Consider the following 20,917-nt stretch of genomic DNA (forward strand, 5'->3'; position numbering starts at 1 on the left):
CCGGCGCGGCGGTTCACTGGCGGCGTGCGTGATTCCATCGCCATCCCCCACCCGTCCCCGCGCCGCCGCCGCTCCCTGGCCGCGGTCGGCGCCGTCCTCGTCTCGCTCGCGGTGACCGCGGTCGGCGCCGCCTCCGCCGACGCCGACGGCGGCGACCGCTGGGCCCACAGCGGCGGCAACCTCGGCAGCCTCCGTGAGCGCGCCGTCTACGCCCACCGCGGCGCCAGCGGCTACCGGCCCGAGCACACCGAGGGCGCCTACGAGCTGGCGATCCAGCAGGGCGCCGACGTGATCGAGCCCGACCTGGTGTCGACCAGGGACGGCGTGCTCGTCGACCGCCACGAGAACGAGATCTCGGGCACCACCGACGTCGCCGCCCGGCCCGAGTTCGCCGACCGCAAGCGGACGAAGACCATCGACGGCCAGTCGGTGACCGGCTGGTTCACCGAGGACTTCACCCTCGCCGAGCTGCGGACGCTGCGGGCCAAGGAGCGGCTGCCGGCGCTGCGGCCGCAGAACGTCCAGTACGACGGCCGCTGGAAGGTGCCGACCTTCCAGGAGGTGATCGACATCGCCCGCGACGCCAGCCGCCGGACCGGCCGCACGATCGCGATCGCGCCCGAGATCAAGCACTCGACCTACTTCCACGGGATCGGCTTCGACCCCGAGCGGGCGCTGGTCGACGTGCTGCGGCGCAACCGGCTCGACAACCGCCGCTCGCCGGTGATCGTCCAGTCGTTCGAGGTCGCCAACCTGCGCTGGCTCGACCGCCACGCGAAGGTCCGGACGGTCCAGCTGCTCGACGCCAGCGGCCAGCCGGCCGACGTCGCGGCCGCCGGCGGGACGACCACCTACGCCGACCTGGCGACCCCGGCCGGCCTGCGCGGGATCGCCCGCTACGCCGACGCGGTCTCGCCGAACACGGCCTGGATCGTGCCCCGCGACGCCAGCGGCCGCTCGCTGCCGCCGACCTCGTTCGTGGCCGACGCGCACCGGGCGGGGCTGCCGGTGGTGGTCTGGACCTTCCGGCGCGAGAACTCGTTCCTGCCGCTGGAGCGCCGCAACGGCAGCGACCCGGCGACCCCGGGCGACCTCCGGGGCTACATCACCCAGTTCCTGCGGCTGGGCGTCGACGCGGTCTTCACCGACAACCCGGACATCGGGGTCGCGGCGGTGCGCGCGTTCGAGGCCGGTCGGCCGGGCCGCGGTCGCGGCGGCCGCTGACCGCCCACCGCGCGTGACGTTCCGGTCGCCGGACGACCGGAACGTCGCGCGCGGCGGGGGCGGCCGCCTAGGATCGCCGCGATGACGATCATCGGCGGCGAGCGCGTGACCCTGCGGCCGGTCGCGCCGGCGGACGGCGAGCGGCTGCGGGCGATCGTGCGCGAGCCGTCGGTCGCCCGCTGGTGGTCGCCCGAGGACGAGTGGGCCTGGACCGATGAGGACGGCACCCGCGCCTGGGCGATCGTGGTCGCCGGCGAGCTGGTCGGGCTGATCCAGGCCTACGCCGAGGAGGACCCGGAGTTCCGCCACGCCGGGCTCGACCTGTTCGTCGCCACCGCCGCCCAGGGCCGCGGGATCGGCCCCGAGGCGATCCACCTGCTGGCCCGCCACCTGATCGACGAGGAGGGCCACCACCGGCTGGTGATCGACCCGGCCGCGGCCAACGAGCGCGCGATCCGGGCCTACGAGCGGCTCGGCTTCCGGCGGGTCGGGGTGCTGCGCCGCTACTGGCGCGACCCGGCCAGCGGCGCGTGGGCGGACGGCCTGCTGCTCGACCTGCTGGCCGAGGAGCTGCGGGCGCCGCGGTCCGCCGAGAGCTGAGCGGGGTCAGCGGCGCGGGCCCGCCGTCGTCCGCACCAGCGCGACGAACGCGGTCACCTGCCGGCGCTCGTCGTCGCTGCGCTGGAGCAGGTAGAGCGGCCGGTCGACCTCGGGCGCCAGCGGCCGCAGGACGAGGCCGAGCGAGGCGGCGCGGGCCTCGTCGGCCGGGTAGGCGATCGTGACGGCGTCGCCGCGGATCGCCACCTCGTCGACCATCGCGTCGACGTCGGGCCGCAGCGCGACCGCGACGTCGGGGACGGTCGCGTCCTGGCCCCAGACCTCGCGGACGGTACGGCGGCTGCAGAGGTCGTCGCTGTTGAAGAAGACCGCGGGCTCGGCGGCGAAGCGGGCGAGCGGCACCACGTCGAGCGCGGCCAGCGGATGGCTCGCGGGCAGCACGGCCAGCAGCGCCTCGCGCAGCACCAGCTCGGCGTCGAGGCCGTCGAGGTCGCCCTCCGGCAGCGCTCGGGCGAAGGCGACGTCGACGCGGCCGTGACGGAGCGCGTCGATCGCCTCGCGGGAGCTGCCCCGGGCGACGTCGACCCGGACCCGCGGCTGCTGCTCGCGCAGGCGCGCCATCGCCAGGCCGACCACCCGGCCGTCGCCGTGGCGGCTGAGCAGCACCCGCAGCGTCCGCCCACCGCCGGCGACCGCCCGGGCGGCCAGCGCGCCCGCCTCGGCGCTGCGGAGGGCCGCGCGGGCGTGGGGCAGCAGCGCCTCGCCGGCCGCCGTCAGGTCGGTGGCGCGGGTCGTGCGCTGGAGCACCGGCCCGCCGACCAGCCGCTCCAGCTGCACGATCCGGCGGCTCAGGGCGGGCTGGCTGAGGGTCAGCCGGGCGGCCGCGGCCGTGAACGTGCCCTCGTCGACGACGGCGACGAACGCCTCCAGCAGCCGCAGCTCCACGCTCATGCACGGCGATCATAGATCGGCGGCCGATCGGCATTTCCGGGACGGCCGATCGCGGCCCAGACTCGATCCATGGCCCGTCGCTCCGCCTCCCCGCCGCCGCTCGCCGAGCCGCTGACCGTCGTCGCCGCGTCGGTCGGGTTCTTCCTCGTGATCCTCGACTCGACCGCGGTCAACGTCGCGCTGCCGCGGATCGGTGCCGCGCTCGACGGCTCCCTCCAGGGCCTGCAGTGGATCGTCGACGGCTACCTGATCGCGCTCGCCGGCGGCCTGCTCGCCGCCGGTGCCGTCAGCGACCGGATCGGCGCCCGCCGCGCGTTCCGGATCGGGATCGCCGGGTTCGTGCTCGCCTCGCTGCTCTGCGCCGCCGCTCCGTCGGCCGGAGCGCTGATCGTTGCCCGGGTCCTCCAGGGGGCGACGGCGGCGATCGCGCTGCCCGCCTCGCTGGCCCTCGTCCGCCACACCCAGCCCGACGAGGCGCGCCGCGCCCGCGCGATCTCGGCCTGGTCGGCCGTCGCCTCGCTCGGGATCGCGTTCGGTCCGCTCGTCGGCGGCGCGCTGACCAGCGGGCTCGGCTGGCGGTGGGTCTTCCTGCTCAACGTGCTACCCGGAGCGCTCGCCTTCTGGGCGACGGTGCGGATGCGCGAGACGCCCCGCTCGCCGGCCGCGATCGATGGGCGCGGGCAGCTGCTGGCCGTCGTCGCGGGCGCGCTGCTGACGGTGGCGATCGTCGAGGCCGGGCACCGCTCTCCGGTCGCGCCCGCGGCGCTGCTGCCGCTGCTCGCCGCGGCCATCGCCATCGCCGTGCTGGTCGCGCTCGAACGGGCCGGCCGGGCGTCGGTGGTGCCGCCGGCCCTGCTCCGCAGCCGGCTGGCGGTGGTCGTGCTCGCCGGCGGAGCCGCCTTCAGCGTCGCGATCTACGGTGCGCTGTTCGCCTTCGGCCTGCTCTTCCAGCAGCGCCACGGCCTGTCGCCGCTGCTGGCCGGCGTCGCCTTCCTGCCCTTCGCGCTGCTGGCCCCGCTCGGCAACGCCAGCTTCGGCCGGGCGATGCGGCGCGCGGCACCGGCGCGGCTGCTGGCGCTGGGAGCGGCGGGCAGCGCGGGCGGCCTGCTGCTGCTGGCGGCGGCGCCGGAGCTGCAGGTCTGGGCGATCGCGCTGCTGCTCGCGCCGGCGGGGCTGGCGTCGGGATTCACCGCCTCGGCGCTGCCGGTGGTGCTGCTGTCGGTCGTGCCGGCGGCGGCGACCGGGGCCGCGGCCGGACTCCAGAACGCGACCCGCCAGCTGGGCAGCGCGCTCGGCGTCGCGAGCTTCGGGGCGCTGGTCGCCGGCGCCAGCTTCGCGGACGGCCTGCGGATCGCGGTCGTGCTCGCCGCGGGCCTGCTGCTGGGGCTGGCCGCCGCCATCGCCGTCGTCCTGCGGCGCCCGCCCGCGCCGCGCACGAGCGCCTGCACGGTTGGCGACGCCGCCTGATCAGCCGCCCTCCGGCCCGGCCGGCACCAGCTCCAGGTAGTGGACGTCGGTCAGCGGCCGCGATGCTCGCTCGAACAGCCGCTGGCCCAGGTTCCAGCTGCGGCGGACGACCGTCGCGGCGCGGGTCCGCTCGGCCGGGTCGGTCAGGACCCGTCCGCGGGCGGCGACCGCCGGCCCGAGCGGCGCGCCGCGGGGGTCGCAGGGGGCGAGCAGCGCCCGTGGGTCGCGACGCAGGCGCTTGGCCTTGAAGGCGCCGACCTCGGTCCAGACGACGACCCGCTCGCCGTCGCGCGCGAACCAGACCGGGGTCGGGACCGCCGAGCCGTCGCGCTTGTAGGTGACGAGCAGCGCGTGTGTGCGGCCGTCGAGGACGGCGAACGTCGGGTCGTGGCGCGGCGGCTGGTCGAGCACCGACGCGGCGCGCGGCGAGCGGGCGCCGTCCATCGGCCGCTTGGCCGCCTTCAGCAGCCGCCGCGTGAGCGCGCCGCGGCGGCCCGGTCGCGCGGTCGGCGCCACGCCGGCCGCGGCCAGCCGGGCCGCGCGGGCGAGGACGACCCGGAAGCCGATCGCCGTCAGCGGCCGCGCCGCCCAGGTCAGCGGCCGCCCGAGCAGCGGGACCGCGAGCCGGAAGCTCGACGTCCAGGTGACCTCGGCGCCGTCCGGCCGGTCGACGACCACCAGCGTGCCGTGCTGGTCGGCGATCGGCAGCGGCCACGAGCGCTCGATCCGGTAGGCCATCCGCTGCGGCGGCCGCCACTCCTCGATCCGCTCGTCGAAGCGCAGCGCCCGCAGGTCGATCCGGCGGACCGCGTCGGTCAGGTCGCCGTCGCCGCGGCCGGGGGCGACGACCCGGGCCGACCGGATCGCCGCCAGCGAGGCGTAGGTGCCGACGCTGGTCGCGGCGGCGAAGACGGCCGCCGCCGGCGCGTCGATCCGGCGCCGGACGACGACGGTGGTGGTGGGGGAGGAGGCCATCGGCCGCGTCACCCGCGCTTCGGGCGCAGGCCGGCCGTGCCGAAGCGGCGCAGCATCCGCAGCGCGGTCAGGAACCAGGGGCGGCTCGGGTCCGGCTCGTCGCCGGCCGCCATCCGGTGCAGCTGGTCGGTGTGCCACTGGAGGTCGATCGCGCCGTCGAGCGGCCGCAGGTCGGTGACCAGGCCGAGCAGCGGCCGCAGGCCGATCCGGCGGTCGCCGACCGGGGCGTGCTCGCGGCGGCCGGCCAGCAGCTCGACGCCGACGTCCGGGTCGACGCAGGGCGCGCGGCCGAGGCCGACCAGGTCGCAGGCACCGTCGTCGAGCGCGGCCTGCATCCCGGTCCGGGTCCGGAAGCCGCCGGTCAGGGCCAGCGGCAGGCCCGGGGTCCGCCGTCGCACCTCCTCGGCGTAGGTCTGGAAGTAGGCCTCGCGCTGGCGGGTGCTCTCGCGCTCGACCTTGCCCATCATCGCCGGCGTGCCGTAGGTGCCGCCGCTGACCTCGACCAGGTCGACGCCCTCGCTCGCGAGCCGGTCGACGACCGCCATCGACTCCTGCTCGTCGAAGCCGCCGCGCTGGAAGTCGGCCGAGTTGAGCTTGATCGCGACCGGGAAGTCGTCGCCGACCGCGGCCCGCACCGCCCGCAGGACCTCGAGCACGAACCGCATCCGCCGCTCCGGATCGCCGCCCCAGGCGTCGTCGCGCTGGTTGACCAGCGGCGACAGGAACTGGGAGATCAGGTAGCCGTGGGCGCCGTGCAGCTGGACGCCGTCGAAGCCGGCCCGCTGGGCGACCGCCGCGCAGGCGGCGTAGCGGCCGACGATCTCCTCGATCTCGTCGTGGGAGAGCGCCCGCGGGGTGGTGTACCCGGGCAGCTTCGAGGCGACCGCGCTCGGCGCGACCGACCGGTTGCCGGTCACCAGCGGGCTCGCCTGGCGACCGGGGTGGTTGATCTGCATCCACAGCCGGTTGCCGCCGATCCGGCCGGCGGCGGCCCAGGCGGCGAGCGCGTCCAGGTGGCGGTCGTCCTCGACGACGACGTTGCCGGGCTCGCCCAGGTGGCGGCGGTCGACCATCACGTTGCCGGTCACGATCAGGCCGTGGGTACCGGCCTGCGACCAGCGGCCGTAGAGCCGCGCCAGCCCACCCGAGGGCCGGCCGTCGGGGTCGGCCAGCGCCTCGCTGAGGGCCGAGCGCATCAGCCGGTTGGGGATGGTCTGGCCGCAGGGGACGGTCAGGGGGTCGGTCAGGGCGGCGGTGCCGACGGTGGCGGCCATGGGGGGTCCTTTCACGTTCTATGCAGAGAGGCATACATAGCGGAGCGGCCGGAACGTACCACAGTGACCTACTGGTGGGTAGGGATTGATCGCGAGCAGCTCGCCGCCGCTCGCCTGCGACGTTCCGGTCGCTGGACGACCGGAACGTCACGAGTCGCGGGGAATCAGCGGGCGCCGTCGAGCTGCGCGGCGGCGACCTGCCGCAGCGTCGCGGCGACCTGCCGCAGCGGCCGGTCGCTGCGCTCGGCGCGGGCGAGGATCACCGCGCCCTCGATCGCCGCCACCGCGGTGGCGGCGAAGGCGGCCGCCGACTCGTCGTCGACCCCGTGGGCGACCAGCGCCGCCGCGATCTGCCGCTGCCAGTCGGCGAAGGCGGCCGCGGCCGCCGGGCGGGCGCCCGAGTCGGGGTCGGGGTCGAGCGCACCGGCGGCGACCGCGCAGCCGGCGTCGTAGTCGCTGGCGCGGGCGATCTCGCGCCAGAGGTCGACGATCCGGTCGATCGCGGCCAGCGGGTCGTCGGCCAGCGTCGCCGCCAGCCCGGCGCTGATCGCGCGGCCGGCGTGGCTGGTCGCCTCCTCGGCGAGCTGGGCCTTGCCGCCGGGGAAGTGGTGGTAGACCGAGCCGCGCGGCGCGCCGCTCTTGGCGAGCACGTCGGAGAACGCGGTCCCGAGCACGCCGCAGCGCTGCAGCAGCGGGACCGCGGCGTGGATCATCCGGTTGCGGGCGTCGGAGGTTCTCGGCACGGCGTCCGTTCCAGGATAGGCACAGGGCCGTCGGGAAACGTCGCGAACGGGCTTCGGCGCGGGTAGGCTCTCGGGGGCACGGGGCCCCCGCGCCGTGCCCGCGGTCCCCTCGCTTCGACGACGACGATCGGAATTTGGTCCATAGACTTGACCGAATTGAAACGTTGAAATAGGGTCGCTCGTCATGAGCCGCATCGCACGAGACGCGACCGCAGAGCAGGGCGACGCGATCACCCTCTCGATGGCGCGGGAGCGGATCTTCCACCCGCCCGCGGCGCTCGAGCAGCTGCTGTGCAACGGCGAGTCGCTCCACCGCCTGCGCTTCAAGGGCGGCGAGGTCGGCTGGCTGGTGACGGGCTACGACGCCGCCCGGTCGGTGCTGAAGGACCCGCGCTTCTCGCTGCGGGAGATCCCGCCGCTGCACACCGTCGAGCCGTCGAAGCACGACGCCGTGATCGCGATGATGCGCGAGGAGGGGCTGCTGCGCGGCGACATGCTGACGATGGACCCGCCGGAGCACACCCGCTTCCGGCACGCGATCAACCCGCGCTTCGCGCTCCGCAGCGTCGAGCTCTTCGAGGACCGGGTGCAGGAGATCGTCGGTCGCTGCCTCGACGACGTCGCGGCCGCCGGCCGGCCCGCCGACCTGGTCCGGACCTTCGCCGCCCCGATCTCGTTCCGCAGCCAGTGCGCGCTGCTCGGGGTGCCCGAGGACGACATCCCGATGCTGGAGCTGATCGGCGAGACCAACCGCAACCCGACGCTCAGCGCCGACGAGGTGATCGCCGCCACCCGCCAGTTCCGCGACTACCTGATCGAGGTCGTGGCCCGCAAGCGCCGCGAGCCGGGCGACGACCTGATCAGCGACATCATCGAGGGCGGCACGCTCGACGACGAGGAGATCGTCGGCCTGCTGGTGCTGCTGTTCGTGGCTGGGGTCGAGACCACCGAGTCGATGATCTCGACCGGCGTCTTCGCGCTCCTCACCCACCCCGACCAGCTGGCCCTGCTGCGCAGCGACCCGACGCTGATGAAGCCGGCGGTCGAGGAGCTGATGCGCTACCTGACCGTCTTCAACGTCGGCGCGCTGACCCGCACCGCGACCGACGACGTCGAGCTCGACGGGGTGACGATCGAGCGGGGCTCGTGGGTCTCGGTCTCGCTGCTCGGCGCCAACCGCGACGGCGAGCGGTTCCCGCGTCCCGACGAGCTGGACCTGCGGCGCGGGGGCAAGGGCCAGATCGGCTTCGGCCACGGCGTCCACGTCTGCAGCGGCCAGCACCTGGCGCGGCTGGAGCTGCGGGTCGGCCTCTCGCGGCTGTTCGAGCGCTTCCCCGAGCTGGCGCTGGCGCCCGGCGAGGACCCGCTCTTCTCGGGCGAGGGCGAGGTCACGTTCGCCGTCAAGCGACTGCCGGTGACCTGGTGACGGCGAGCGAGGACGGAGAGAGGACCGCCATGGAGTGCAAGTGGGCAGCGGCCGCGACGACCCCGGTCGACCACCCGACCGAGCGCGTCGCCGTGCTCGATCCGCCGCCGGGCCTGCGAGCGCTGGCCGAGCGGGCGCCGATCTCGCGGCTGCGGTTCTCCGACGGCCGCGCCGGCTGGCTGGTGACCAGCCACGCGCTGGCCCGCACGCTGATGGTCGACAACCGCTTCCGGGTCGACCCGGTCACGCTGCCGCTCGGCGATCCGGAGATGCTGGCCGAGGTCGACCGGATCGAGCAGAGCACGCCCGAGAGCCAGGGCGTGCTGATCATGCTCCACCCGCCGCAGCACACGCGGATCCGGCGCGCCGCGGCCAAGTACTTCACCGTCCGCGCCGTCCACGAGCAGGAGCAGGCGATCGAGCGGATCGTCGCCGACCGGCTCGACGCGATCGAGGCCGCCGGCGGCCCGATCGACCTGGTGACGGAGTTCGCGCTGCCGGTCTCGTCGTTCAGCATCTGCCAGCAGCTCGGTGTCTCGCCCGCCGACCGCGAGCGCTTCGAGCAGCCGAGCGCGATCCTCGCCGACCCGCACCTCGACGCCGAGCAGAAGCGGGCGGCGCTGGTCTCGTTCTACGACTACTGCCGCCAGGTGGTGGCCGAGAAGCGCGCGGCGCCGCAGGCCGACATCCTCAGCGACCTGGTCCAGCAGGGCGAGCTGAGCGAGGACGAGATCGTCGGCCTCGCCCGCCAGCTGTTCGAGGCCGGGCACGAGACGACCGCCTCGCAGCTCTCGCTCGGGGTGATCGCGCTGCTCGCCGACCGCTCCCGCTGGGAGGCGCTGCGCGCCGACCCGTCGCTGGTCGGCAACGCGGTCGAGGAGCTGCTCCGCTACCTGTCGATCCTGCAGCTGGGCAGCTTCGCGCGGACCGCCGACGAGGACGTCGATCTGGGCGACGTGGTGATCCGGAAGGGGGAGACGGTCGTCGTCTCGATCCCGGTCGTCAACCGCGATCCCGAGAAGTTCCCCGACCCCGAGCAGCTCGACCTCGGCCGCAACGCCGCCGGTCACCTGGCCTTCGGCCACGGCCGCCACATGTGCATCGGCCAGCACCTCGCCCGGCTGGAGCTGAAGCTCGCGCTGCGCGGGCTGCTCGAGCGGTTCCCGACCCTCGACCTCGCCGTGCCGCTGGAGCAGATCCGCTTCTTCGGCGGCGAGCACCAGATGTACGGCGTCGAGTCGCTGCCGGTCACCTGGCGGGAACGATGACGCCGCTGCTGGAGCGCTTCCAGGCGCCCGACCGCCGCTTCTTCCCGACCCCGATCTGGTGGTGGAGCGGCGAGCGGCTGGACCCGGCCCGGCTGCGCTGGCAGATGGAGCGGCTGGCGGCCGGCGGGGCGCTGAACCTGGTCGTGATGAACCTGCTCCCGACCGTGCCGGAGATGGGCAAGACCCGCGACGACCCGGCGCTCTTCTCCGACCGCTGGTGGGAGATCTTCACGGGCGTCTGCCGCGACGCCGAGGAGCTGGGCGTCTCGCTCTGGCTCTACGACCAGATCGGCCACGGCGGCGCCAACCTGCTCGGCGAGGTGATCGCCGAGGACCCGGGCGCGACCGGGCTGGTGCTGGAGCGGGTGGTCGTCGACGTCGACGGACGCGGCACCGTCGCCTGCCCGCCGGCCGGCGCGGTGGTCGCGGCGGCCTTCGTGGATCGCGACGGCCGCGTCCGCGCGGTCGAGCCGGACGAGCGCGGCGCGTCGGCCGAGGGCGACGGCCGGCTGATGCTCTTCTACACGGTGCCACGCGGCCTCGACTTCCTCTCGCGACCGGCCTGCGAGCAGCTGATCCGGGTCGCCTTCGCGGGCTTCGAGCAGCGGGTGCCGGAGTACCTGGGGAGCGTGATCGTCGGCTCGTTCCAGGACGAGCTGCCGCCGATCCAGAACTGGTCGCCGGCCTTCCCCGAGCGCTTCCGCGCGATCGCCGGCTACGACCTGATCCCGCGGCTGGCCGAGCTGTGGGAGGACCTGGCGCCCGACAGCGGCCGGGTCCGGCGCGACTTCCACCACGTGCGCGGGAAGCTGGCCGAGGAGGCCTTCTTCGTGCCGCTCCACGAATGGCACGAGCAGCACCGGATGCTGTCGGCGTTCGACCAGGACTACGGCGCCCGGGACGGCGACCCGGCCGGGTCGAGCCGGCTCTACGGCGACTACCTGCGGACCCACCGCTGGTTCAGCGTGCCCGGTTCCGACCACCACGGCGACGCCAAGCTGCACTCGTCGATGGCCCACGCCTACGGCCACGAGCGGGTCTGGATCGAGTCGTTCCACTCCAGCGGCTGGGGCGGCACGCTGGAGGAGACCTTCGACTGGCTGCTGCCGTGGCTGGGCGCGGGGGCCAACCTCTACGACCCCCACGCCACCTACTACTCGACTCACCACGGCTGGTGGGAGTGGGCGCCGCCGGCGACCGACTGGCGCCAGCCCTACTGGCCCCACCACCTGCAGTTCGCGCGCGCCGTCGCCCGTCTCTGCAGCGTCCTCTCCTGGGGCACCCACGACTGCGACGTCGCCGTGCTCTTCCCGGCGGCGACCGCGCAGGCGGCGCTGACCCCGGACGGGACGGTGCTGGCGGAGGGCGAGGCGGCCTGCGCGGTCTACCACCGGATCAGCGGCCGGATGACCTGGTTCGACACCGCCCCCGGCGTGCTCGACCAGCTCGGGCGCGACTTCGACGTGCTCGACGACGACAGCGTCGCCGGCGCCGAGGTCGTCGCGGGGACGCTCGCCCACCACGGCGAGCGCTACCGGACCCTGATCCTGCCGGCCTGCGTCGTGCTCGAGGAGGCGACCGCCCGCCGGCTGGTCGAGTTCGTCGACGGCGGCGGCGACCTGATCGCCGTCGGCCCGCTGCCGGCGTCGGCGGCGGGGGCGCGCGAGGACGACGCGCCGGTCACGGAGCTGCGGCGGCGGTTCGACCGCGGCGACGCCCGCCGGGTCGAGCGGGCCGAGGATCTGGCCACCGCGCTCGCCGACGCCCCGGCCACGGTCCGCGCCGACGTCCCGACCCTCTGCCGCCGCGCCGGCGACGAGCTGGTGCTGTTCGTCCCCGCCGTCTTCCCGCGGGCGAGCGTGGTCGGGAAGGCGAAGGAGGACCCCGACCCGGTCTTCGACTGGCTGGCGGTCGACATCGACTTCGCGCCCGACCGCTGGGCCCGCGAGCGGGACATCGTCGTTACCGGCGTCCGCGGCGCGCCGCAGCTGTGGGAGCCGTTCTCCGGCCGCCGCCGCCCGCTGGCCGCCGAGCCGACCGCCGACGGGGTCCGGGTGCGGGTGCCGTTCGACGACGGTCCGGCCGCGCTGCTGGTCTGGGGCCGCGACGACGAGCTGCCCGCCGAGCCGGCCGCGCTCGGCGCGCCGGCGGTCCTCGACGGGCCCTGGGAGGTCGAGCTGGAGGCGACGCTCGAGGACCAGTGGGGCGACCTCGACGCGCCGCCGGCCGAGCTGCCGATCGAGGCCTGGAGCTTCGAGCACGAGCAGGACGGCGAGTGGGTCCCCGCCCACGCGACCTTCGGCGCCCGCGCCCGCTGGACCGGCCCGGCCGCCCCCGACGCGCTGCCCGCGCCCGGCACCGAGCCGCACGACGGTTGGCGGGACGCGGTCTGGTCGCCCTCGCGCGGGATCCGCAAGGACCCGATCCACCGCCACTCGCTCGGCCCCAGCGGCCGCGTGCCGGAGGAGTTCCTGCGCTTCGGCCCGGTCGAGCGCGGCCAGGCGGTCCACGTGAGGACCGTCGTCCACGCCGCGACCGCCGGCGAGACGACGTTGGTGATCGGCGGCGTGGCGAGCAAGCGGGCGTGGCTCGACGGCCGGCCGCTGGAGCTGGTCGACGAGGGCTACCTGGCCCACGCCCGGATCGCCGTCGCCGCCGGTCCGACGCCGCTCGACCTGCGGCTGACGGCCGACGAGACGCTCGACCTGCGGGCCAGCTTCGGCTTCGTCGCCGACGTCGCCGGTTCGCTGACCCCCGACTGGATCCGGGTCGCCGGCCCGGCCCGGGCGCGCTCGGTCGTCGCCTTCGGCCGCACGATCGAGCTGGACGAGGACGCCGTCGCGGCGACCGCCCTGATCGGCGGCAGCGGCCCCTGCCGGGTGCTGCTCGACGGCCGCGAGCTGGGCCGCCACGCCGGCTACAAGGCGGAGATCGAGGGCCCGCGCGACGAGCTGGCCTACTACGACCTCGGCGGCCTGACCGCCGGCCGCCACGAGCTGCGGATCGAGGTCGACGACGTCGGCCACGTCAGCCCGGCCGCCCAGGCCGACCTGGTCGTCACCACCGCGAGCGGCGAGCTGCGGCTGCACAGCGACCGCGGCTGGCGCGGCGAGCGCGACGGCGTGCCCGTCCCGCTCGAGGTCCGGCGCGCGCCGGCCGGCCTGATCAGCGCCCGCGACGGCCACTACGTGCAGTCGGGCGACCTCGCCCACACCCATCTCTGGAAGCGGCCTCACCCGCTGCCGGAGGCGGTCTGGCTGGAGCCGGACCGCGCCGGAGCCGACGCCGGCCTGGCGATCGACGCGCGGATCGCGGCCCAGAGCCCGACCCAGCGCCTGCGCCTGACCGCGCCGCCCGGCGCGCGGCGGATCGCGGTCGCGCCGGCGGCCGGCTGCCGACTGCTGGGCCTGCGGGTCGACGGAGACCCGGTCGCGCTCGGCCCGGCCGCCCCCGGGGCGCCGGCGCTGATCGAGCTGCCCGACGGCGACCGTGGTCCGCGGCCCGTCGAGCTGGCGATCGCGCCGGCCCCCGGGCTGTGCGGCGGCGGCGTGCTGGCCGCCCCGATCCGGTTCGCGACCGGCCCCGGACGGGTCGAGCTGGGCGACTGGCAGCAGCAGGGGCTGACCAGCCACAGCGGCGGCGTCCGCTACCGGCGGACGCTCGCCGACGACGTCGCGGCCGGCCCGATGGAGCTCGACCTGGGGCGCGTGCGCGGGACCGCCGAGCTGCTCGTCGACGGCGAGCGGGTGGGCGTCCGCGTCTGCTCGCCCTACCGCTTCGCGTTCGCGGCCGGGCCCGGCTCGACCCTGGAGATCCTGGTCCTGAACACGCTGGGGCCGCACCTCGACGCGGTCAGCCCCAGCCACTACGTCCTCGCCGGCCAGACGCGATCGGGGCTGCTCGGCCCCGTGACCCTGGCGACCGGCGGGGCGGCCCGCGAGGAGGCGGAATGAGCGTGAGGTCGCAGCCGGCGAAGGTCGGCGTCTTCGGGATCGGCCTGGCGGCCTACTGGCCCCAGTTCGCGGGGCTCCGCGAGCGCTGCGAGGGCTACCAGCGGCGGGTCGAGGAGCGCGTCCGCCAGCTCGGCGCCGAGGTCGTCTCGGCCGGGCTGGTCGACGACGCGCCGGGCGCCCGCGCCGCCGGCGACGCCTTCGCCGCGGCCGGGGTCGACCTGGTGATCTGCCACGCGGTCACCTACGCGACCTCGTCGCAGGTGATCCCGACCCTCCAGCGGGCCGGGGTGCCGGTGCTGCTGGCCGGGCTCCAGCCGACGCCGAGCCTCGACTACGAGAACACCGGCACCGCCGAGTGGCTGGCCAACTGCGCCGCCTGCTGCGTGCCGGAGATCGCCGGCGCCTGCGTCCGCTGCCGGATCCCGTACGACACGGTCGCGGGCACGATCGACGGCGACGACCGGGCCTGGGACAAGATCGGCTCGTGGGTGCGGGCGGCCGGCGTGGTCCGCTCGCTGCGCAACGCGCGGCTGGGATTCATGGGCCACGTCTACGCCGGCATGCTCGACATGTACTCGGACTTCACGGCCTTCCACGCCGACCTCGGAGCCCACGTCGAGGTGCTGGAGATCGACGACCTGGCGACCCGCGTCGCCGCCGCCGAGCCGGCCGAGGTCGCGGCCAAGCTGGAGCAGATCCGGGCCGGCTTCGACTGGGCCGACCCGTCGTCGGACCCGATCGCGGCGCCGATCGACGACGACGCGCTCGACTGGAGCGCGCGGGTGGCGGTCGGGCTCGACCGGCTGGTGGCCGACTTCGACCTCGACGCGCTGACCTACTACTACCGCGGCGTCGGGGGCAACGAGGCCGAGCGGCTGGGAGCCGGCGTGATCGTCGGCAACTCGCTGCTGACCGCGCGCGGGATCCCGACCGCCGGCGAGGGCGACCTGAAGACCAACGTCGCCCAGCTGCTGCTCGACCGGCTCGGCGCCGGCGGCTCGTACACCGAGTTCTACGCGCTCGACTTCGACGAGCAGTTCACGCTGATGGGCCACGACGGCCCGGCGCACGTCGCGATCGCCGAGGGACGGCCGACGCTGCGCAATCTCAAGCTGTACCACGGCAAGCGGGGCAGCGGGCTCTCGGTCGAGTGCCGCGTGCGCTACGGGCCGATCACGATCGTCGGCTGCACGCAGACGGCCGACGGCCGCCTGAAGCTGCTGGTCGCGGAGGGGGAGTCGGTGCCCGGCGCCACCTTCCGGATCGGCAACACCAACTCGCGGCTGCGGTTCTCGCGGCCGCCGGCCGAGTTCTTCGAGGCCTGGTGCGCGGAGGGACCGACGCACCACGTCGCGCTCGGCGTCGGCCACCGGGCGCAGGACGTCCGGCGGATCGCCCAGCTGCTCGACCTGCCGTGCACGGAAGTTCGATGAGGGTCACCCGAATGGAGGAGAGGACATGAGGACCTGGCTGAAGTGGGTCTGCACATTGGCGCTCGTCGGCGCACTCGGCGTCTTCGCGAGCGGCTGCGGAGGGTCGAACGACGACAAGGGCGGCGGCGGTGGCGGCGGGTCGGCCGGCCCGCCGAGCCCGGCGTCCGTCAAGGGCAAGATCGTCGTCTGGGACGTCTTCTACAAGTCGTTCCCGAGCTACACGAAGGCGGTTCCGCAGCTCGACGCGGCGTTCAAGCGCAAGTACCCGAACGTCGAGGTCGAGCACGTCGCGCAGCCGCTCGGCGAGTACTCGGCGCTGCAGCAGGCGGCGTTCACCGGCCGCCAGGGACCCGACGTGATGATGATGCCGAACGCCGGCAGCCTGCGGCAGTTCCAGAAGGGCCTTGAGGAGCTGAACGACCGGATCACGCCGGAGATGCAGCAGCAGCTGAGCGGCTGGGAGACGGTCACCCCGGGCTACGCGGTCGAGGGCCCGCACTACGGCGTGCCGATCGCCCAGACCGACTTCATGTTCTATTACAACAAGAAGCTCTTCCGGAAGGCCGGCCTGCCCGCCGACTTCCAGCCGAAGAGCTGGGAGGAGCTGCGCGACGCGGGCCTGAAGCTGAAGGCGGCCGGCGTCCAGCCGTTCACCGGCGGCAACAAGGAGGGCTACGAGTCGCAGTGGTGGTGGCACATGGCGTGGCCCACCTTCAACACCAAGGAGCAGGCGGTCGCGCTGGCCGAGGGCAAGCTGCCCTTCACCGATCCGGCCGTCGCCCGGACCTTCGGGCCCGAGGAGATGATGCAGAAGGCCGGGCTGTTCGAGAAGGACCGCTTCACCACCCCGTTCTTCAACGACGGCTACCTGCGCTTCGCCGACGGCAAGGGCGCGATGGTCCTCGGCGGCTCGACCAACACCGCCTACTGGGGCGACTTCAACAAGGCGCTGGGCGAGGAGAACGTCGGCATGTTCCTGCCGCCGGGCAGCAAGTACGTCTCGATGCAGGCCGAGTGGGCCTGGTCGATCCCGAAGTTCGCCGAGAACAAGGACGCCGCCTGGGCGTACATCGACTTCATGGCGAGCAAGGAGGCGATCCTGATGCTCTTCGACCTGACCGGCGAGATCCCCAACCGCAAGGACGTGCCGCTGCCCGCGGACGCCCCGCCGCAGGCCCGCCAGATCCGCGACTGGTACCGCGACGAGCCGACCTTCATCGCGACCGACGTGCTGGTTCCCAGCCAGGTCACGCAGACGATGAACACCGAGGCCAAGGAGTGGCTCCAGGGCCGGCGCTCGCTGGAGGACATGCTGAAGTCGATCCAGGCGACGGCCGACAAGGTCAACCGGTAGACGGACCCCGTCCACGGACCCGATGACCGCTCCGGAAACCCCATCGATCGACGGGCCCGCGCCGCTGCGCGGGCCCGTCCGGGGCACCCGCCTGCGCCGCGTCGCCACCCGCGCGACCCCGCTGTTGCTGCTCGCGCCGGCGCTGGCGCTGCTGATCTGGCTGATGGTGTTCCCGGCCGCCGAGGCCGTCCGCCTGGCCTTCACCGACTGGGACGGCTTCTCCGATCCGAAGTGGATCGGGCTCGACAACTTCAAGGACCTGGTCGGCGACGACCGCTTCACGCAGGCGCTGACCCACAACCTGATCATCATCGCGGTCCTGCCGATCTGGATCGCGGTCCCGTACAGCCTCGCCTGGGGCCTCCACCGCAAGATCTGGGGCTGGCGGTTCTTCCGCTTCGCCTTCTTCCTGCCGGTGGTCCTGTCGCCGGTGGTGATCGGCGTCTACTACGGGATGTTCCTCGACCCCAACGGCCCCTTCAACGGGCTGCTGCGGACGATCGGGCTCGGCGGGCTGGCCCGCGAGTGGACCAACGACCCGGGGATCGCGCTGCCGGTGGTGATCGTGATCGTGATCTGGTGGACGCTCGGGATCGGGGTGCTGATCTTCCTCAGCGCGCTCTCGAACCTCGACGGCGAGCTGGAGGACGCGGCCCGCGTCGACGGCGCCTCGCGCTGGCAGATCCAGCGTCACGTGATCTTCTGGCAGATGCGCCCGGTGATCCAGTTCTGGGCGATCATCATCGTGATCCTGTCGTTCACGGCGTTCTTCCCGCTGATCTACACCCTGACCGAGGGTGGACCGGGATTCTCGACGGCGACCGTCGACTTCTACCTGTACCAAGAGGCGTTCGACAACGGCAACCTCGGCTACGCCAGTGCCGTCGCGGTCGCGCTGGTGGTCGTGATCGGCGCCGTGTCCGGTCTCGCCGTGGCGCTGCTGCGGGGACGCAGGAAGGCGATCCGATGAGCAGCCAGCCGACGGCGGTCGGACGGACCTTCGCCGTCCCCGGCGCCGCCGCCCGGATCGGCCGCCGCGGCCGGCGGGCGGCGACCTGGGTGATCTTCGCGACGCTCGCCGCCTCGACGATCTACCCGCTCTTCTTCCTGCTCTCGACGGCGCTGCGGACCTCCGAGGACTACCGCCGCTCGCCCGGCGGGCTGCCGCGGGAGCTGACCTTCGACAACATCTCGCGCGCCTTCAGCGAGATGGAGATCGGCAAGCTGGCGCTCAACTCGCTGCTGGTGGTGGTGCCGTCGGTGCTGCTGCTGACGGTGCTGTCCTGCCTGGCCGCCTACGCGCTGGTCCACTTCGAGTTCCCGCTCCGGCGGACGACGCTGGCGATCGTGGCCGGGCTGATGGCGCTGCCGCCGGCGGCGATCGTGATCCCGATCTTCAAGTCGGTGCTCGACGTCGGGCTGCTCAACAACCGGCTGGGGCTGATCCTCGCCTACGGGGCGCTCCAGCTGCCGTTCAGCATCTTCCTGCTGGCGTCGTTCATGCGCTCGGTCCCGAGCGAGCTGCTGAAGGCGGCGATGCTCGACGGGGCCGGTCCGCTGCGGACGCTCTGGTCGGTGGTGCTGCCGCTCGTGCGGCCGGGCCTGCTGACCCTGATGACGCTCAACTTCCTGTTCCTCTGGAACGAGTTCCTCTACTCGCTGGTGCTGCTCCAGCGGGAGCCCGAGCGGACGATGATGGTCGGCATCGGCCAGTTCCAGGCCCACTTCGACCAGAGCCTGGGGATCGTCTCCGCCGGCCTGATGATGTCGATGGTCCCGCCGCTGCTGATCTTCTTCTTCTTCCAGCGCGACCTCGCCCGCGGCCTCACCACGGGAGCGATCAAGTGACCCGTTCCACGACCACTGCAACCCCGAGGGAGACGCCATGGGCTCGATCCAGCTGCACGAAGTGACCAAGGCCTTCCCGAAGGCCGAGGCGGCCGCCGTCGACCGGATCTCGCTCGAGATCGCCGACGGCGAGTTCCTGGTCCTGGTCGGCCCGTCCGGCTGCGGCAAGTCGACGCTGCTGCGGATGATCGCCGGGATCGAGGACGCCAGCTCCGGCCGGATCCTGATCGACGGCGCCGACGCGACCCACGCGCCGCCGAAGGACCGCGACATCGCGATGGTCTTCCAGAGCTACGCGCTCTACCCGCAGATGACCGTGGCCGAGAACCTGCACTTCGCGCTCAAGCTGCGCAAGGTGCCGAAGGCCAAGCGGATCGAGCGGGTCGACGAGGTGATGCGGATGCTGCGGCTGACCGAGCTGGCGTCGCGGACGCCGGGCCAGCTCTCCGGCGGCCAGCGGCAGCGGGTGGCGATGGGGCGGGCGATGGTCCGCGAGCCGGCCGCCTTCCTGATGGACGAGCCGCTCTCGAACCTCGACGCGAAGCTGCGGATCGCGATGCGGGCCGAGCTGGCGCGACTGCACGAGCGGCTCGGCGTGACCACGGTCTACGTGACCCACGACCAGACCGAGGCGATGACCCTCGGTCAGCGGGTGGCGGTGCTGCGCGACGGCACCCTCCAGCAGGTCGGGACCCCGCAGGAGCTGTTCCATCAGCCCCGCAACCTGTTCGTGGCGTCGTTCATCGGCAGCCCGACGATCAACCTGGTCCAGGCCGAGGTCGCCGACGGCGCGCTCCGCTTCGGCGGCCACGCGCTGCCGCTGCCCGAGCGCGGCCGGCCGGCCGACGGCACGCCGGTGATCGCCGGCATCCGCCCGTCGGCGTTCGAGCTGGCCGAGGCCGCCGACCCCGCCGCCCCGCGGCTGTCGGTGCGGCTGGAGGTGGTCGAGAACCTCGGCGACGAGATCCACGCGATCTTCCCGGTCGACGCGCCGCGGGTCGACGTCGAGGCCGCGGTCGGGGCCGAGGAGGCCGGCGACGAGCAGCTGCTGGTCGACGAGCGGGCGCTGTTCACCGCCGCGCTGGCCCCGCGCCGGCCGCTCGCCCCCGGCGACCAGGTCGAGCTGGCGGTCGACACCAGCCGGCTGCAGTTCTTCGATCCCGAGAGCGGGCTCGCGCTCGGCGGGTCGACCACCGACGAGCACCAGAGCGAGAGGACGATCCATGCCGGATAACCGAGGCGTCGCCTACGTCGCGCCGGGCCAGGTCGAGGTCCGCAGCATCGACTTCCCGACCTTCGAGCTGCAGGACGGTCCCGGGGTCCACCCGGCGAACGTCGGCCGCCAGCTGCCGCACGCGGCGATCGTCAAGTGCGTCACCACCAACATCTGCGGCTCCGACCAGCACATGGTCCGCGGTCGCACGACCGCCCCCGCCGGGCTGATCCTCGGTCACGAGATCACCGGCGAGGTGGTGGCGGTCGGCCCCGGGGTCGAGTTCATCGAGGTCGGCGACCTCTGCTCGGTGCCGTTCAACATCGCCTGCGGCCGCTGCCGGCGCTGCAAGACCGGCGACACCGGCGTCTGCCTGAGCGTCAACCCCGACCGTCCCGGCTCGGCCTACGGCTACGTCGACATGGGCGGCTGGGTCGGCGGCCAGGCCGAGTACGCGGTCGTTCCGTACGCCGACTGGAACCTGCTCAAGTTCCCCGACAAGGAGCAGGCGCTGGAGAAGATCCTCGACCTGACGATGCTCTCCGACATCTTCCCGACCGGCTACCACGGGGCGGTCACGGCGGGCGTCACCTCGGGCTCGACGGTCTACGTGGCCGGCGCCGGCCCGGTCGGCCTGGCCGCCGCCCACTCGGCCCAGCTGCTCGGCGCGGCGGTGGTGATCGTCGGCGACCTGATCCCCGAGCGGCTGGCCCAGGCGCGCAGCTTCGGCTGCGAGACGATCGACGTCTCGGCCGGCGACCCGAAGGACCAGATCGAGCAGATCCTCGGCGTGCCGGAGGTCGACGCGGCGATCGACGCGGTCGGCTTCGAGGCCCGCGGCCACGGCGGCGACGCCGGCCACGAGGCGCCGGCGACGGTCCTCAACTCGATCATGGACGTGACCCGCGCCGCCGGCAAGCTCGGCATCCCGGGGCTCTACGTGACCGGCGATCCCGGCGCGGTCGACGAGGACGCGAAGCAGGGCTCGCTCTCGATCCGGATCGGGCTCGGGTGGGCGAAGTCGCACAGCTTCACCACCGGCCAGTGCCCGGTGATGCGCTACCACCACGGCCTGATGCAGATGATCCTCAACGACAAGGCCCAGATCGCGAAGGCGGTCAACGCGACGGTGATCGGGCTCGACGACGCGCCGCGCGGCTACGGGGACTTCGACCAGGGCGCGGCCCGCAAGTACGTGATCGACCCGCACGGGATGGTCCGGAGCTGACG

Annotated in this window: 16 protein-coding genes; 12 read left to right on the forward strand and 4 right to left on the reverse strand. The window is 74.1% G+C overall.

The genetic code is table 11. From position 1 onward, the window contains the following. The first annotated feature begins 24 nt into the window (after nucleotides 1-24). Nucleotides 25-1,224: a glycerophosphodiester phosphodiesterase gene (locus tag SH587_RS02570; RefSeq protein WP_320668990.1), complete on the forward strand. Its 1,200-nt coding sequence runs from the start codon at nucleotides 25-27 to the stop codon at nucleotides 1,222-1,224. A gap of 81 nt (nucleotides 1,225-1,305) precedes the next feature. After that, nucleotides 1,306-1,824, forward strand: coding sequence for a GNAT family N-acetyltransferase (locus SH587_RS02575; RefSeq protein ID WP_320668991.1), 519 nt, complete (start codon nucleotides 1,306-1,308; stop codon nucleotides 1,822-1,824). A gap of 6 nt (nucleotides 1,825-1,830) precedes the next feature. Here SH587_RS02575 and SH587_RS02580 read toward each other — a convergent pair whose 3' ends face one another. Then, on the reverse strand, nucleotides 1,831-2,733 hold the full coding sequence (locus SH587_RS02580; protein WP_320668992.1) for a LysR family transcriptional regulator: 903 nt from the start codon (nucleotides 2,731-2,733) through the stop codon (nucleotides 1,831-1,833). A gap of 69 nt (nucleotides 2,734-2,802) precedes the next feature. Between SH587_RS02580 and SH587_RS02585 the strand changes: the two genes are divergently transcribed. Continuing rightward, entirely contained in the window at nucleotides 2,803-4,200 is a 1,398-nt protein-coding gene (locus SH587_RS02585; RefSeq protein ID WP_320668993.1) for an MFS transporter, read from the forward strand. Here SH587_RS02585 and SH587_RS02590 read toward each other — a convergent pair whose 3' ends face one another. The 3 genes from SH587_RS02590 to SH587_RS02600 all read right to left on the reverse strand — a co-directional run bounded on the left by SH587_RS02590 (nucleotide 4,201) and on the right by SH587_RS02600 (nucleotide 7,192). After that, nucleotides 4,201-5,175 (reverse strand): PPOX class F420-dependent oxidoreductase, encoded by a 975-nt coding sequence (locus SH587_RS02590; protein ID WP_320668994.1) that lies wholly within the window; start codon nucleotides 5,173-5,175, stop codon nucleotides 4,201-4,203. It lies immediately after the preceding gene. An 8-nt stretch (nucleotides 5,176-5,183) separates the two neighbouring features. Next, nucleotides 5,184-6,449, reverse strand: coding sequence for an NADH:flavin oxidoreductase/NADH oxidase family protein (locus SH587_RS02595; RefSeq protein WP_320668995.1), 1,266 nt, complete (start codon nucleotides 6,447-6,449; stop codon nucleotides 5,184-5,186). A gap of 164 nt (nucleotides 6,450-6,613) precedes the next feature. Continuing rightward, nucleotides 6,614-7,192 carry a TetR/AcrR family transcriptional regulator gene (locus tag SH587_RS02600; protein ID WP_320668996.1) on the reverse strand — a complete coding sequence of 193 codons (579 nt, stop codon included), beginning with the start codon at nucleotides 7,190-7,192 and terminating at the stop codon, nucleotides 6,614-6,616. A gap of 184 nt (nucleotides 7,193-7,376) precedes the next feature. Here SH587_RS02600 and SH587_RS02605 point away from each other — a divergent pair, with 184 nt between their 5' ends. From SH587_RS02605 to fdhA, 9 genes are read left to right on the forward strand one after another with little or no spacing between them, the layout of a single operon-like run. Beyond that, the gene (locus SH587_RS02605; protein WP_320668997.1) at nucleotides 7,377-8,618 is read left to right on the forward strand and encodes a cytochrome P450; all 1,242 of its coding nucleotides are present in this window, start codon (nucleotides 7,377-7,379) and stop codon (nucleotides 8,616-8,618) included. 29 nt (nucleotides 8,619-8,647) lie between these two features. Next, nucleotides 8,648-9,886, forward strand: a complete 1,239-nt coding sequence (locus SH587_RS02610) for a cytochrome P450 (RefSeq protein ID WP_320668998.1) — start codon at nucleotides 8,648-8,650, stop codon at nucleotides 9,884-9,886. Further along, entirely contained in the window at nucleotides 9,883-13,839 is a 3,957-nt protein-coding gene (locus SH587_RS02615; RefSeq protein WP_320668999.1) for a glycosyl hydrolase family 2 protein, read from the forward strand. The genes SH587_RS02610 and SH587_RS02615 overlap by 4 nt, the downstream gene beginning before the upstream one ends. Continuing rightward, the gene (locus SH587_RS02620; protein WP_320669000.1) at nucleotides 13,836-15,272 is read left to right on the forward strand and encodes an L-fucose/L-arabinose isomerase family protein; all 1,437 of its coding nucleotides are present in this window, start codon (nucleotides 13,836-13,838) and stop codon (nucleotides 15,270-15,272) included. Before SH587_RS02615 ends, SH587_RS02620 begins: the two co-directional genes overlap by 4 nt. A gap of 25 nt (nucleotides 15,273-15,297) precedes the next feature. Then, a complete protein-coding gene (locus tag SH587_RS02625; RefSeq protein WP_320669001.1) occupies nucleotides 15,298-16,626 on the forward strand; it encodes an ABC transporter substrate-binding protein in 1,329 nt (442 codons plus the stop codon). 22 nt (nucleotides 16,627-16,648) lie between these two features. Further along, entirely contained in the window at nucleotides 16,649-17,596 is a 948-nt protein-coding gene (locus SH587_RS02630; protein WP_320669002.1) for a carbohydrate ABC transporter permease, read from the forward strand. After that, entirely contained in the window at nucleotides 17,593-18,474 is an 882-nt protein-coding gene (locus tag SH587_RS02635; RefSeq protein ID WP_320669003.1) for a carbohydrate ABC transporter permease, read from the forward strand. Before SH587_RS02630 ends, SH587_RS02635 begins: the two co-directional genes overlap by 4 nt. A 37-nt stretch (nucleotides 18,475-18,511) precedes the next feature. After that, on the forward strand, nucleotides 18,512-19,708 hold the full coding sequence (locus tag SH587_RS02640) for an ABC transporter ATP-binding protein (RefSeq protein ID WP_320669004.1): 1,197 nt from the start codon (nucleotides 18,512-18,514) through the stop codon (nucleotides 19,706-19,708). Next, nucleotides 19,698-20,915: a formaldehyde dehydrogenase, glutathione-independent gene (gene fdhA / locus SH587_RS02645; protein WP_320669005.1), complete on the forward strand. Its 1,218-nt coding sequence runs from the start codon at nucleotides 19,698-19,700 to the stop codon at nucleotides 20,913-20,915. The genes SH587_RS02640 and fdhA overlap by 11 nt, the downstream gene beginning before the upstream one ends. The last annotated feature ends 2 nt before the right edge of the window (nucleotides 20,916-20,917 follow it).

Origin of the sequence: Patulibacter defluvii, assembly GCF_034096925.1 — a bacterium.
GTDB lineage: Bacteria > Actinomycetota > Thermoleophilia > Solirubrobacterales > Solirubrobacteraceae > Patulibacter > Patulibacter defluvii.

Coding starts and splice junctions, on each gene's coding strand:
- SH587_RS02575 (WP_320668991.1), top strand. CDS start 1,306: ATGACGATCATCGGCGGCGAGCGCGTGACCCTGCGGCCGGTCGCGCCG.
- SH587_RS02580 (WP_320668992.1), bottom strand. CDS start 2,733: ATGAGCGTGGAGCTGCGGCTGCTGGAGGCGTTCGTCGCCGTCGTCGAC.
- SH587_RS02585 (WP_320668993.1), top strand. CDS start 2,803: ATGGCCCGTCGCTCCGCCTCCCCGCCGCCGCTCGCCGAGCCGCTGACC.
- SH587_RS02590 (WP_320668994.1), bottom strand. CDS start 5,175: ATGGCCTCCTCCCCCACCACCACCGTCGTCGTCCGGCGCCGGATCGAC.
- SH587_RS02595 (WP_320668995.1), bottom strand. CDS start 6,449: ATGGCCGCCACCGTCGGCACCGCCGCCCTGACCGACCCCCTGACCGTC.
- SH587_RS02605 (WP_320668997.1), top strand. CDS start 7,377: ATGAGCCGCATCGCACGAGACGCGACCGCAGAGCAGGGCGACGCGATC.
- SH587_RS02610 (WP_320668998.1), top strand. CDS start 8,648: ATGGAGTGCAAGTGGGCAGCGGCCGCGACGACCCCGGTCGACCACCCG.
- SH587_RS02615 (WP_320668999.1), top strand. CDS start 9,883: ATGACGCCGCTGCTGGAGCGCTTCCAGGCGCCCGACCGCCGCTTCTTC.
- SH587_RS02620 (WP_320669000.1), top strand. CDS start 13,836: ATGAGCGTGAGGTCGCAGCCGGCGAAGGTCGGCGTCTTCGGGATCGGC.
- SH587_RS02625 (WP_320669001.1), top strand. CDS start 15,298: ATGAGGACCTGGCTGAAGTGGGTCTGCACATTGGCGCTCGTCGGCGCA.
- SH587_RS02630 (WP_320669002.1), top strand. CDS start 16,649: ATGACCGCTCCGGAAACCCCATCGATCGACGGGCCCGCGCCGCTGCGC.
- SH587_RS02635 (WP_320669003.1), top strand. CDS start 17,593: ATGAGCAGCCAGCCGACGGCGGTCGGACGGACCTTCGCCGTCCCCGGC.
- SH587_RS02640 (WP_320669004.1), top strand. CDS start 18,512: ATGGGCTCGATCCAGCTGCACGAAGTGACCAAGGCCTTCCCGAAGGCC.
- fdhA (WP_320669005.1), top strand. CDS start 19,698: ATGCCGGATAACCGAGGCGTCGCCTACGTCGCGCCGGGCCAGGTCGAG.